11 protein-coding genes and 1 pseudogene are annotated in these 13,790 nt (G+C 62.4%); 11 read left to right on the top strand and 1 reads right to left on the bottom strand.

Annotation, left to right across the window (positions count from 1 at the left end):
- Positions 1–119: 119 nt before the first annotated feature.
- From JH15_RS10495 to JH15_RS10455, 9 genes and pseudogenes are all read left to right on the top strand, one after another.
- Positions 120–1,394 carry a NupC/NupG family nucleoside CNT transporter gene (locus JH15_RS10495; protein ID WP_043530014.1) on the top strand — a complete coding sequence of 425 codons (1,275 nt, stop codon included), beginning with the start codon at positions 120–122 and terminating at the stop codon, positions 1,392–1,394.
- A 19-nt stretch (positions 1,395–1,413) separates the two neighbouring features.
- A complete protein-coding gene (gene deoC / locus JH15_RS10490; protein WP_043530012.1) occupies positions 1,414–2,187 on the top strand; it encodes a deoxyribose-phosphate aldolase in 774 nt (257 codons plus the stop codon).
- Positions 2,187–3,527 carry a thymidine phosphorylase gene (gene deoA, locus JH15_RS10485; protein WP_043530010.1) on the top strand — a complete coding sequence of 447 codons (1,341 nt, stop codon included), beginning with the start codon at positions 2,187–2,189 and terminating at the stop codon, positions 3,525–3,527. Before deoC ends, deoA begins: the two co-directional genes overlap by 1 nt.
- Positions 3,524–4,393, top strand: a pseudogene (locus JH15_RS10480) (phosphopentomutase); the annotation flags it as partial. The gene deoA and the pseudogene JH15_RS10480, both read left to right, overlap by 4 nt.
- Entirely contained in the window at positions 4,365–5,084 is a 720-nt protein-coding gene (gene deoD, locus JH15_RS10475) for a purine-nucleoside phosphorylase (RefSeq protein ID WP_052384033.1), read from the top strand. The pseudogene JH15_RS10480 and the gene deoD, both read left to right, overlap by 29 nt.
- A 6-nt stretch (positions 5,085–5,090) precedes the next feature.
- Positions 5,091–5,498: a cytidine deaminase gene (cdd, locus tag JH15_RS10470; protein ID WP_043530008.1), complete on the top strand. Its 408-nt coding sequence runs from the start codon at positions 5,091–5,093 to the stop codon at positions 5,496–5,498.
- A 117-nt stretch (positions 5,499–5,615) separates the two neighbouring features.
- A complete protein-coding gene (locus JH15_RS10465) occupies positions 5,616–6,479 on the top strand; it encodes a DnaJ domain-containing protein (RefSeq protein WP_043530007.1) in 864 nt (287 codons plus the stop codon).
- A gap of 3 nt (positions 6,480–6,482) precedes the next feature.
- Positions 6,483–6,896, top strand: coding sequence for a hypothetical protein (locus JH15_RS10460; RefSeq protein ID WP_043530005.1), 414 nt, complete (start codon positions 6,483–6,485; stop codon positions 6,894–6,896).
- A gap of 141 nt (positions 6,897–7,037) precedes the next feature.
- Positions 7,038–9,527, top strand: coding sequence for an AsmA family protein (locus JH15_RS10455; RefSeq protein WP_043530003.1), 2,490 nt, complete (start codon positions 7,038–7,040; stop codon positions 9,525–9,527).
- A gap of 28 nt (positions 9,528–9,555) precedes the next feature.
- On the opposite strand, the gene JH15_RS10450 is transcribed toward JH15_RS10455, so the two are convergent.
- A complete protein-coding gene (locus JH15_RS10450; RefSeq protein ID WP_081948978.1) occupies positions 9,556–11,922 on the bottom strand; it encodes a mechanosensitive ion channel domain-containing protein in 2,367 nt (788 codons plus the stop codon).
- 141 nt (positions 11,923–12,063) lie between these two features.
- On the opposite strand from JH15_RS10450, the gene JH15_RS10445 reads away from it, so the two are divergent.
- Together JH15_RS10445 and JH15_RS10440 are read left to right on the top strand one after the other, a co-directional pair.
- The gene (locus JH15_RS10445) at positions 12,064–13,068 is read left to right on the top strand and encodes an amidoligase family protein (RefSeq protein WP_043530001.1); all 1,005 of its coding nucleotides are present in this window, start codon (positions 12,064–12,066) and stop codon (positions 13,066–13,068) included.
- Positions 13,065–13,763: a gamma-glutamyl-gamma-aminobutyrate hydrolase family protein gene (locus JH15_RS10440; protein ID WP_043529999.1), complete on the top strand. Its 699-nt coding sequence runs from the start codon at positions 13,065–13,067 to the stop codon at positions 13,761–13,763. The genes JH15_RS10445 and JH15_RS10440 overlap by 4 nt, the downstream gene beginning before the upstream one ends.
- Positions 13,764–13,790 lie beyond the last annotated feature (27 nt).

Genomic DNA, 13,790 nt, shown 5'->3' with positions numbered 1-13,790 from the left:
GGGCAGCAAAAATGTTAGAAAATTAACATGCATGTTATAGTTTTGACTCGATACCCGAATGACCCACCCATCGCCCCGGCCCGTCCGGCAAACCCAACAACGACAACCCCGAGGTAGACATGACCATCTTCATGAGTCTGGTCGGGATGGCGACGCTGATCCTCATCGCCATCGTCTTCTCCTACAATCGCCGCGCCATTCGTTTGCGCACCGTGGGCGGCGCCTTCCTGATCCAGGCCGGCATCGGTGCCTTCGTGCTATATGTCCCCTTTGGCCAGGCGACCCTGAAAACCATTTCCGACGGTGTAAGCCAAGTCGTCAGTTACGCCAATAATGGCATCGACTTCCTGTTCGGCGGACTCGCCAATATCGACGCGGTGGGGTTCGTCTTCGCCATTCGTGTGCTGCCGGTCATTATCTTCTTCTCCTCGCTGATTGCCGTGCTCTACTACCTGGGCATCATGCAATGGATCATACGTATCTTGGGGGGATTGCTGCAGAAGGCGCTGGGCACTTCCCGCACCGAGTCGATGTCGGCCACCGCCAATATCTTCGTCGGCCAGACGGAAGCGCCCCTGGTGGTACGGCCGTTCATTGCACGCATGACGCCCTCTCAACTGTTCGCCGTGATGTGCGGGGGGTTGGCCTCGGTGGCCGGCTCGGTACTGGCCGGCTACGCCGCACTGGGCATTCCCATGGAATATCTGGTGGCCGCCTCGTTCATGGCCGCCCCCGGCGGCCTGCTATTCGCCAAGTTGCTGCTGCCTGAAACCGAAACCCCCGATGACGACATTTCTGATGCCAAGGAGCGCATCCAGGAAGAAGACAAGCCTTCGAACGTTCTCGATGCCGCCGCATCCGGTGCCACCTCGGGGCTGCGTCTGGCGGCCAATGTGGGGGCCATGCTGCTGGCGTTCATCGGCTTGATTGCCCTGATCAATGGCATCCTGGGAGGCATCGGCGGCTGGTTCGGCATGGACAGCCTGAGCCTCGAGCTGCTGCTCGGCTGGCTGTTCGCCCCGCTGGCGTTCCTGCTCGGTGTGCCCTGGCAAGAAGCCACGCTCGCCGGCTCGTTCATCGGCCAGAAACTGGTGGTCAACGAATTCGTCGCCTTCATCAACCTGGCGCCCTATATCGATGGCGAGCAGATGGTCGCCGCCACCGGCGAAGCGATGTCGGCACACACCGTGGCGGTTCTCTCCTTCGCCCTGTGCGGGTTCGCCAACCTATCGTCGATCGCGATCCTGCTCGGCGGACTGGGCAGCATTGCCCCCAGCCGACGCCATGACATCGCCCGCTTCGGCGTCAAGGCGGTGCTGGCAGGCACCTTGTCCAACCTCATGTCGGCTTCGATTGCCGGTTTCTTTATTGCCCTGGCTGCGACAGGCGGCTGACCGAGAAGTGAGACCTAACATGAACGATCTTCAAGCTGTGGCACGCCAGGCGCTGTCCCTGATGGACCTGACCAGCCTCAACGATGACGACACCGAAACACGCATCACCGCTCTTTGCCGACAAGCGGATACCCCCGCCGGCCACCCGGCGGCGGTGTGCATCTATCCGTCGTTCATCGTACGCGCTCGCCATGATCTGGCATCGCTGGGCCTGGCCGACAAGGTCAAGATCGCGACAGTCACCAACTTTCCGCATGGCAATGACGATATCGACCACGCGGTTCGCGAGACGCAAGACGCTGTCTCTCGCGGCGCCGACGAAGTCGACGTGGTCTTCCCCTATCGTGCCCTCATGCGTGGCGACGGCGGCCTCGGCCGCGCCCTGGTCGAAGCTTGCAAGCAGGCCTGCGGCGCTCGAACGCTCAAGGTGATCCTCGAAACGGGGGAGCTGCACGACCCGGCCCTGATACGCGAAGCCAGCGAACTGGCTATCGCCGGGGGTGCCGATTTTCTCAAGACCTCGACCGGCAAGGTGGCCGTAAACGCCACCCTGGAAGCCACCGAAATCATGCTTCATGTCATTCGTGAACATGGCGGCGCGGTGGGTTTCAAGGCGGCCGGAGGGGTGCGCACGGCCGAGGATGCGGCGGACTATCTGGCCTTGGCCAATCGGTTCATGGGGTCTGCCTGGGTCACCCCGGCCCACTTCCGCTTCGGTGCCTCGAGCCTGCTCGCCAACCTGCTCGACACCCTCGATATGAAAGGCGATACCCCCAGCTCAGGAGGTTACTGATGCTGCCCCAGGAGATCCTGCGCGCCAAACGGGACGGGCAAGCCCTCTCGGCCGAAGCGATCGAGCGCTTCGTTGCCGGCATCGCCGACGAGCGCATCGGCGACGGGCAGATCGGCGCCTTCGCCATGGCCGTGTACCTCAATGGCATGAACGACGACGAAGCCGTGGCGTTGACCATGGCCATCCGCGACAGCGGTGAAGTAATCGACTGGCGCGAGCTGGGCCTGCACGGACCGGTGATCGACAAGCACTCCACCGGCGGCGTCGGGGATGTCGTCTCGCTGATTCTTGGACCCTGGATCGCGGCGTGCGGTGCCCACGTGCCGATGATATCGGGACGCGGACTGGGTCACACCGGCGGTACTATGGACAAGCTCGAAGCCATCCCGGGCTATGACGTGGCACCCGACAATGCCACGTTCCGGCGCTTGGTGCAGGATGTCGGTGTCGCCATCATCGGCCAGACCGGCAACCTCGCCACGGCCGACAAGCGGCTCTATGCCGTACGCGACGTCACCGCCACGGTGGAGTCGATTCCGCTCATCGTCGCCTCGATACTCGGCAAGAAGCTTGCCTGCGGGCTCGACGCACTGGTCATGGACGTCAAGGTCGGCAGCGGTGCATTTATGCCCACGCCCGAGGCCTCGCGCGCACTGGCCGAGGCCATCGTCAACGTGGCGGATGGCGCCGGCACACCGACGACGGCCCTTCTCACCGACATGAACCAGGTCCTGGCACGCAGCGCCGGTAACGCCCTGGAGGTTCGCGAGGCGGTCGCGCTGCTCACCGGCCAGCAACGCGGAGGCCGCCTGCTCGACGTGACCCGCGCATTGGCTACCGAGATGCTGGTTGCCGGTGGCCTGGCCGCTGACCGCGACGCTGCGATAGCACGACTGGATGACGCATTGTCGACAGGAGACGCCGCCGAACGCTTCGAGCGGATGGTGGCCGGGCTGGGCGGCCCGGCAAATGTTCTCGCCGACATCGAACATGTGCTGCCCCATGCGCCGATGACCCAAACGGTCACAAGCGATCGGCCAGGCTATGTCCAGGCCATCGATACCCGCGCACTGGGCATGGCGGTGGTCGAACTTGGTGGCGGACGCCTGACCGCGGGGGCCAGCATCGATCATGCCGTTGGCCTGTCGCACGTTGCCGAGATCGGCGACGCCATCGATGGGGAACGTCCGCTCGCCGTCATCCATGCACGCAGCGAGAACGACGCACAACGTGCCGCCCGGCAGGTTCGTGCCGCATTCACCCTCGGTGAGTCGCCGGTCTCCCCGCCGACACTGATCCGAGACGTGCTGCGAAGCGCTAGGGTGGGAGGGAACGCATGAGTCGCGCGCTGGTACTCGTTCTCGACTCCTTCGGCATCGGCGCCACCCCGGACGCTGCCGATTTCGGCGATGCCGGTGCCGACACCCTGGGCCATATCGCCCAAGCGTGTGCCCGGGGCGAAGCCGACCAGGTCGGCGACAGCCCGCAGCGCCACGGGCCGCTGTATTTGCCCAACCTGGCCAGCATGGGGCTGTTCCATGCCCACCGCGAAGCCAGCGGCACATGGGCCGAAGGCGCGTCGATCCCTGAAACGGTCACGGCGGCGTACGGTCATGCACGGGAGATCTCTTCAGGCAAGGACACGCCCTCCGGCCATTGGGAAATCGCCGGGGTGCCGGTGCTCTTCGATTGGGGCTATTTCGAGCACCCCGAGGCAAGCTTCCCACCTGACCTGCTCGAGGCATTGGTTGCCGAGGCCGACCTACCCGGCGTGTTGGGCAACTGCCATGCCTCGGGCACCGCTATCCTCGAGCGTCTCGGCGAAGCTCACACGGCAAGCGGCAAGCCGATCGTGTACACCTCGGCGGACTCGGTCTTCCAGATAGCCGCCCATGAGGAAACGTTCGGCCTGGAGCGGCTCTATCGGGTCTGTGAAATCGCCCGAGGCCTGCTCGAACCTTATAACATCGGTCGCGTCATCGCTCGACCGTTCGTCGGCACTGCGGACGCAGGCTTCACACGCACCGCCAATCGCAGGGATTATGCGGTAGAACCACCGGCGCCGACGGTGCTGCAGAAGCTGGTCGACGAAAAGGGCGGCACTGTGGTGTCGGTCGGCAAGATCGCCGATATCTATGCCCACTGTGGCATCACTCGCGCGATCAAGGCCAGCGGCCATGATGCCCTGTTCGATGCCACCTTGGCCGCCTGGGCTGATGCCCGGCGACCCGCTACGCGCCAAGTTCATCGCCGAAACCTTCTTGAGCGAGGTACGCCAGGTCAATGAAGTCCGCAACATGCTGGGCTTCACCGGACGCTACCGGGGTCGGGAGATATCGGTCATGGGCCATGGGATGGGCATTCCTTCTGTCTCGATCTATGCCAAGGAGCTGATTACCGACTACGGCGTCGAGACGCTGATACGGGTTGGCTCCTGCGGCGCGGTGCGCGACGACATCCACTTGCGCGACCTGGTGATCGGCATGGGTGCCAGTACCGACTCCAAGGTCAATCGAATGCGCTTCATGGATCATGATCTTGCCGCGCTGGCCGACTTCGATCTGGTCGCGCATGCCGTCGATGTGGCCCGTGAGCGACGCCTGCCGTTCAGGGTCGGCAATCTGTTCTCGGCGGATCTATTCTACTCGGCGCAGCCCGAGCTGTTCGATTTGATGAAACGCTACGGCATCGTCGGCATCGAGATGGAAGCCGCCGGCCTCTATGGGGTGGCCGCAGAGTACGGGGCGCGAGCCATGACCATCTGCACGGTTTCCGATCATCTGTCGCGTGGCGAGGCATTGAGTGCCGACGACCGCCAGAACACCTTCAATGAAATGATCGAAGTCACGCTCGAAGCCGTCCTGCGCGACGATTCCACCCCCCGCCAAGAGGCTTGATCCTAGATGCATGACATTTCCGATGAACTACGCACACAGCTACTGGCGGTGCGTGACCGGGCATACGCGCCTTATTCTCGCCATCCCGTCGGGGCCGCATTGGTCAGCGACGACAATCACACCTTCTACGGGTGCAATGTGGAAATCGCCAACTACAAGGGCCTATGCGCCGAGGCGTCCGCGATTGCCGCCCTGATCTCGAGTGGCCGGCAAACCATTACCGAGATCTACGTGATCGGCCCCGGCGAGCATCTTTGCACGCCATGTGGGGATTGCCGTCAACGCATCCGCGAGTTCGCCACGCCGGAGACGCGCATCCATGTTCTGGATGGACAGGCCAACTGGCTCAAGAGCTACACCATGGATGAGCTGTTGCCGGATTCGTTTGGTCCGGAGAACCTCGCAGGGCTGTAACACAGACCCTCCGCGTTGGCGAGCCGGGCTTGCCTTCTGCCAGCGCCGGGGCGACCATTGGCGATCGCAACGCAACGCGCCGATGGCAGAACAAGATCACCCCGCCCGGAGCCAGGGATGCCGATTGCCCGTTTCTCTCCTTTTGAACTGCTATTGCTGAAGAGCCGCAAGCAGGCCGATACGGCCGGCCTGATGTTGCTTGCCTGGGTGCTGGCCAGCAACGGGCAGTTCACCGAGGCCGACCGGTTGCGTCTCGACGAGGTGGCCGCAACGTTCAGCCACGGTCATGCGCTGGAGCCGATCTTCGAGATCGCGAGCGGACAAGCGCTCGAGGCCGTACAACTCGCCGCTGAGATCATGCAGAAGGACTGCTGCGGTGAGCAGGCCTATCCTTTTCTGCGCCTGGCGATACAAATGGCCATCGCCGATGGCAAGCCGACGACGGCGAATCATCATATCCTGCGTTTTCTCGCCGATCTGCTGGGTGTGTCGCCCCCCGAATTCGCCCGGCTATTCAACGATGTGGCCGGAAAGACGTTCGAAAACCCCGACGACCCCAGCCGTACCGGTTACTGGCAAGCCAAGGAGCATCATCGACATCAGCAGGAGCAGGCTCGCCAGGAGCAGCAGCGTCAGCAGGAACGCCATTCCCGCGAGCGTCATTCTCGACAGGAGCAGTCGCGACAGGAGCAATCCCGTCGAGAGCAGGCGCACTCTGGTGGCAGTGGCGGTCATCGCCAGGAGCAGCGGCATCACTCCTCACACCAATCCCCGCCGGGTGATCGGGCGCGTCGTGCCCTGATCGTTCTAGGGCTCGAGCCGGGTGCCAGTCGCAGCGATATCCGCAAGGCCTATCGGCGCCTGGCCCAGACGCATCACCCGGACCGGTTCTTTGCTCAGGGGGAAGCGATGACCGCCTCGGCCTCGGCACGTTTCCAGCGAATCAAGAACGCCTACGAATACTTGATGCAGGTCAGCTGACCCATGCGCGATCTTTACAAGCGCCTGGGCATCTCTCCCCAGGCCTCGGACAACGAAATCGGACGGGCCATCGAGGCCTGCAGCCACACGGCACTCAAGGCCGATGCCAGCGCCGTGCTCGGCGTCAAGTCCCGCCGCGAAGAGTACGATGCTCTGCATGCCACGCTGCGAGACATCGGCCTGCTGCGCGCACGCCTGGGGCTGACCCATGGCCGCTATTGGCAGGACAGCGTGGCCAACGATTTCTCCCTGCCTCCCGATAACACCTGTTCGAATCACGACGAATTGATCGGTCGCGTGACCCATGCGGTGCGCCTGCATAACCGCTGGCAGCGTTGGCACGGCCCCTGGTTATTGGCGGGTCTGCTGGGGCTGGGTATCGCCATCGGCATGGCCCTGTGCCACTGGTTGCTGTAGGCGGCGAGAAGCCTTCCAATCTCCCCTCTGTTACTAGCACACTTCTTACATCGCCTATCCCATCGATTGGACGAACGCCCTCTCACTGTCCATGGTTAGAGCAACGCATTGCAGCCTCGGATAAAGGGACAAGGAACTGTCGTGACACGCGCGCTTCGTCTGGGAATCGTTATTTTGGTGGCCCTGGTTTTGTTGCTGGTTGCCGCCGCCCTGTTTCTGGAGTCACCTTGGGCACGTAGCTGGCTCGAAACGCAGGCCAGCCAGCGCCTCGATGGCCGTGAGGTCGTCATCGGGGATCACGATATCGGCTGGGGCTGGCCCCTGACAGTCACGTTCGAGAATGTCACGTTGGCCAATGCCGAATGGGCCCAGACGCAACAGGACAACATGGCAAATGCCGAGCGGGCCCATATCGCTTTCGATACTGGGGCCCTGCTGCGCGGGCGGGTCGAGCTTCGCCGCCTGGCGCTCTCGAATGCCGAGATCCACCTCGCGCGCGATACGGACGGTACTGCCAACTGGGCCGCCCTGACCGAATCGGACGACACCCCTCAGGAAGACAGACAGGGGCTCCCCCTGCAGCCCGATGAGTTTGCCGTCGAGGACAGTCGGGTGACGTATCATGACGCGGCACAGGATGTCGCGTTTGCCGTGAATGTCCAGGCACAAGCCCGCCGGGCGATTCCCCGGGACGAGATGGGAACAGCGGGCGAAGGGTCCCAGGGTAACGAAGCGAGTCAAACCGAAGATCCTTTCATCGTCTGGAGGCAGCGCATCGCCGAGTCCTTGGCCATGCTCGAAGGCTATGAAGGCCAACTGGAATTGACCAGCGATACCCTGGACTACGCGGAACAGACGCTGCGCGACATTACCGTCGAAGCTGCGCTGAATGATGGTCGACTGAATCTCGATACGCTGCATCTGGTACAGAAACAGGCGGAGGGTGGGCCCAGCGAACTCAATGCCCAAGGTTACCTGGAGGTACAGGAACAGGGACTGGTCGCCGAGATCGATGCCGAATTCGACCGTATCGACCTGACGGCAGCATTGGCGCCATTCGGTCTGGGCGAGCTGGGCACCATTGAAGGACGGCTGGTGACCCGGGTCGTCGAAGGCGGTCTGGTTTTCGACGACACCCAGCTCGATTATCAAGCACCGCAATGGGACCTAGCGTTATCGTTACAGGCGAATTCCCAGGATATCGAAGGCATTGAGTCCCCCGGGGTCAATTTCACGGGCGAAGGCACCTACCAGGACGAGGCCTTCTTCTTCGATCTGGTGGTTGGCCCGCTGCTCGACCTGACCGACGATACCGCGCCTTATCCTGTCTCGGGGGAATTGAGTGCCGGAGATACCCACCTCAGCCTTGACGGCAGCGTCGTGCAGCCGTTGCAACTGACCGAAGTGGAAGGGAGTTTCCGCCTCGAAGGACCCAATCCTGCCGAATTGTCGGAGCTCACCGGTATCAATCTCCCTGAACTGCCGCCCTACCAGGTCAGCAGCCACCTCCATTATCAGGATGACCTCATCAACCTTCAGGGGATGGAAGGTAGTTTCGGCGAGAGCGATGTCGCTGGTGATGTACGCCTGCGTCTCGGTGAGACGCCCAAGGTGTGGGCGACGCTGCGGTCTTCCCGTCTCGATGCCGACGATTTATTGCCGATGCTGGGTATCGCACCGGAGACCGACGGAAGCGATGCCGCATCCGACGAACAACAGCAATGGGAGGCGCAGGACGAGCGTCAGGAACAGGTGTTCCCCGATCGGGAGTGGGATCTTGCCGGGCTCCGGGACACCGATATCGAGCTGGATTACCGTGCCGACGGCGTTCAGGCCCGCTACATCCCGTTCAATGATGTGCGCCTGGAACTCTCGCTGGAGGACGGCGTGATGCGTGTCACTCCCCTGGAGGTGGGCTTGGGCGGAGGCACCGTGAATGCCAACTGGCAAATGGATGCCCGCCAGGCGGCGCTGCAGGGCGACATGAACATCGAGGCACAGCAGGTCGATCTCAAGGCACTGCTACGTGAGGCCGAACTACCCGATGTCGCCGAGGATACGCTAGGTGTGATTGGCGGCCGTGGCGAATTTACCTACCAAGGCCGTTCGCTGGCCGAGGTCATGGCCGGCCTCGATGGCACGCTGAAGTTGGCCATGTCACGTGGCTGGTTGGACATGTTGGCCGTGGAAATTCTGGGGCTGGATGCCGGGGAAGCACTCATCGCAGCATTGGCCGACTCGGATCAGGTCGCGTTGCAGTGTACCTATGCCCACCTCGAGGCCGAGGATGGCGTGGTCTCGATGGAGGAATTCTTCATGGCCACCGAGGACGCGAACATCACCGGCGCCGGGGCGATCGGCCTCGAAGACGAAGTGATCGACCTTGCCTTCGAAACGCATGCCAAGGATGTCAGCGTGCTCTCGGCCGATAGCCCAATCAAGCTCGAAGGCTCGCTTCGCAATCCCCAGGTCAACGTAGTGACCCGGGAATTGCTGGCCAAGGGCCTCGCCTCGCTACTTGGCGCTATCGTTGCTCCGCCTACCGCGATCTTGCCATGGGTGGATCTTGGCGGTGGCGAGGACGCCGGTATCGGCTGCGAGCGCGCCCTGCAAGAGTATGAACAGGACTAGCCGCTACCCCCACCGGGGTGATGATAGTTTAACTGCGCGCCGGTGTGTGACCCGGCGAGCCGCCGTATCGGCTGACCTCGCCTTGCCGTTCGACCTGCCCCGCCTCGCCGTGCATGCAACTGGCGGCATCCCAGGCATTGTCCTCCGTCCCGGTCTGGTTCTCGTCTCGTACGCTTTCACCCATGCGCCCTTCCATATTGATGCTCATGCGTGGCAGGGCCAGATCAACGCCCAGCTCTTCCATGCGTTGCTTGAGCCGTAGATTGAAGGCACGGGCCACGTCCCATTGCATGACCGGTGCGGTACGCATGCGTATGCGCAGGACGGCCGCCCCCTCATCGAATCGGTCGATGCCCTGAAGCTCCAGCGGCGACCAGATATGGTGGCGCATGACCGGATCCTGACGCAGTTCGTCGGCGACTTCCCGTACCAGAGCGATGGCATCATCGATCTTCATGCGATGCGGAATGGTGATACGCATCAGGGCGATGCCGAACTGGCGTGACATGTTATGGATCGACTTGATCTGGCTGAACGTGATGATGTGGACGATACCATCGAGATCACGCAGCCTCACCGTTCGCAGTGTCAGCCCCTCGACCGTGCCCATGAAGCCGCCCAGGTCAACGAAGTCGTCGATGGCCAGCGAGTCCTCGATGAGTATGAAAATACCTGTGATCAAATCCTGAACCAGCGTCTGCGCGCCGAACCCGATCGCCAACCCGATCACACCGGCACCGGCAAGCAGGGGAGTGACGTTGACCCCGAGGTTGGCCAGCCCGACGATGGCGGCAATCACCACGATGGTGGCGAAGATCACGTTGCGGATCAGGGGCGTAATGGTCTGGATACGTGCATTGTTCACCCGTCCGCCACGCACCCGGGCGGACGACGTCAGGGCGCGCTGGATCGCCGTATCGGCAAAGATCCAAGCCAGCCAGGCCAGCAGAACGGTAAAGCCGATGGCCAGCAGCGCCTGACCGATGCGTGCCCCAGCCACCCCTTGCTGACCCAGACCGATCAGCGAGCCACCCCACACCTGCATGGAGAGTTCGGCAAATACCACCCAGCACAGCATGTGCGCCAGCGCATGGCCAAAGCGCTCGAGGCGCTTGCGATACTGAGAGAGCCGCCGGCGATGGGTGACGGTCTCACTTCTGCGGCGCAGCAGGCCGGTAAACACCAAGGTCACCACCAACAATGCCGCCGTGATGATGGCTCGCGTCAATGCCCCCGCTGCATCGCCGACCGAAATGAAGATCGCCAGCAGCGACGCCCCGATCAGGAGGAGTGCCGGAATATGCCAGAGCCGGCCAATGACGCGAACCACCTCATCTGCAGTATGGGGCTGCTTGCGACGCGTGTAGGGTCGATTGCAGATGATGTGTTCTACGGGACGCTTGAAACGCAGCACAAAGTTGCCCGCGATCAGCGCAGCAAGGATATTCGCAGTGACCGACAGCAAGCTGGCGAGCTCCGCACCAAGCGGATCGACCAGCCGCCCGGACCCCAACGCATCGCCCAGCGCGACCAACGCACCAATCAGGAAAAGCCGCCGCCCACCGCGCTCGCGCAGAATGCGTACCGCTACATAGCGGTGACCGCGAGTAAATACCGAGGCCACCACTTCAACGATCGTTGACAGCAAGCGCCCGCATAGCGCCACGTAGGCAATGACCAGCACAACCACGAGGCCGGCCTGAGGGGCCATGAACTGCGCCGCGGCGAGCAGCGCGGCGAAGGCGACCAACCAGGGGAGCACGCGACGCAGAAAATGCACCCCAAGTAGCCAGGGCTTGGGTTCCCGGGGTAACCGCAGGGGCCAATCGCGGCGGCGAGCCAGCAAGCGCCCTCCCCCCATCAGCAAGGCCAGTAAACCTACCCACACCCCCAGCATGACGCCACCTTCTACCAGCCAGTGCATCAATTGGCTGGTGCTTGCTGCGTCGGCCAGTTGACTGATGTCACGCCAGCCCTGGTCGATCTGGCGTTGCCAATTGTCCAGTGGCGACTGTCCGGCTTCCGCCTGCTCGCCAAAATCGCTGAAGGTGTCGGCCAGCGCCCCCAGCAGGCCCTGTCTTTCCAGTGGCGAGTCGTCCGCCTCGGTCTGCGAGGTCGCCTCGCGCAGTTGCTTGAGTTCCTCGAGCAATTGCCCCCGTCGCTCAGCATCCTCGAGCATCGCAATCACTTGATCCAAGGATTCTTGTAGCTGCTCAGGGTCTGCCTGCTGTTCCTGCGACTGGCCATTCCCCCCGGCGATATCCGGCAACGAGATCGACTGGGCTTGTACTGCCGTGGATGGCAATAACAGAAATAATCCCAGCATCAGGCACATCAGATGGATGAGGTGTCTCGCCAACTGGCTAACGGACACGAAGGCTGGCGCTCGATTCATGACATCTCCACTGGCGAGCTATAGGATAAAAGTCTTCATGGGGCGACTAACAGGGTAGAGGAATCGGCCCGCTGTGCCATCCTGGCTCGACAGCAAGTTGTGATACGCTGCATGACTCAGCGTTGGCTTCAGGAGTCGGGCATGGATAGGCAATCTCCTCCGCTCACGCACAACCCCAAGGGCGAGTTACGGCGCGTTGGCGTGGAAATCGAGTTCGCGGGAATCGCTCCCCACGACGCGGCCGGTCTGGTCACGGGGCTCTTCGGTGGGCAACTGGAAATGGTCACCGCTCACCGGCTCAAGGTGGCCGGAACCCGCTGGGGCGACTTCACCATCGAGCTCGACACCAAGTATGCCCACCCCGATGCCAAGGTGGTGGAAAAGCCACCTCGCAGCGAAGCGGACTGGGACCGGCAGTATCAACAGTTGCGTGTCGAGTTTCACACGCGGACCCGGGAGCTGATTGGCGATGTGGTGACCGGCCTGGTACCCACGGAAATCATCTGCCCGCCCATTCCCTGGTCATCGCTGACCGAACTCGATGACCTGCTCGAGGCCCTGCGCGGCCGAGGGGCCAAGGGATCCGATGCCAGCCTGTTCTACGGCTTCGGCCTGCATCTGAACCCCGAGGTACCCAGCCTTTCCACCGAAAGCCTGCTCGCTCACCTGCAAGCTTACATGATGCTTGCCGACTGGTTGCGCGACGCCATCGATGTCGACCTCACGCGTGAAGTACTACCGCACACCAACCCCTTTCCCAAGGGGTATGCGACGCATATCCTCGATCCCGATTACCAGCCGGATCTCGATACCCTGATTGCCGATTACCTGGCTTTCAATCCGACCCGCAACCGCGAGTTGGACATGTTTCCCCTGTTCGCCTACCTGCGCCCGGATTATCCCAGCCCCCTGTTTCAGGACGTGCTGGTCAAGCCGCGCCCGACCTTTCACTATCGTTTGCCCAACGCACAGTTTTCCTCACCCGACTGGGGCGTCACCACAGAGTGGCAACGGTGGCTGGAAGTCGAACGGCTGGCCGCCGACCCCGTGCGACTCGAGGCACATGCGCGGGAGTACCTGGCCCACCATGCCCAATCGCCGATGTCGCGCTGGCTGGATAAACTACGCAAGTGGATGCATGAATGACACGCCCCCTGATCGGTATCACCACATCGGATCGCAAGAGTTTCATCGCCTGGTTCTTCGATTGGCTTGCAGTATGGCGCCACGGCGGGCGTCCGCTGCGCCTGTCACCGTCTCGTCCTGTCCCTGAGTCGCTGGACGGTCTGATCATTGGCGGCGGCGACGACATCGAGGCCCACCTCTACGGCGGCGAGGTCCAGCTCGATGTCCGGGTCGACCCCCAACGCGATGAGCTCGAACTCAGCCTGCTGGAGCGCTTCACACCACGAGGGTGCCCCGTACTGGGGATTTGCCGCGGGGCACAACTGATCAATGTCTATCGCGGCGGCACGTTGGACGGAGACATCTACACCACGCATCAGGACCTCAAGCGTCGACGTACGGTCCTGCCGCGCAAGACGGTCGATATCGTTCCCGGAAGCAAGCTGCACCGACTGCTTTCAGTGTCGTGGTGTCGTATCAACAGCCTGCATCATCAGGCTGTCCAGGAGACCGGCGAGGGCATCATGATCGTCGCTCGCGACCGTGACGGCCTGGTGCAAGGCATCGAGTCGAGGGATCATGAATTTTTGATCGGCGTGCAATGGCATCCCGAATGGTTGATTTTCAATCGGCCCCAACAACGCCTGGTACGTGCCCTGGTCAAGGCGGCTTGCCGGCACCGGACGCGCCAAGCCGGAAGCATGGAAAGGTCCTGAAAAGGGAACAAAACGACGGCCACCCGA

Origin of the sequence: Litchfieldella xinjiangensis (assembly GCF_000759345.1) — a bacterium.
GTDB lineage: Bacteria > Pseudomonadota > Gammaproteobacteria > Pseudomonadales > Halomonadaceae > Litchfieldella_A > Litchfieldella_A xinjiangensis.
This window is presented reverse-complemented; position numbering and strand designations above follow the sequence as displayed.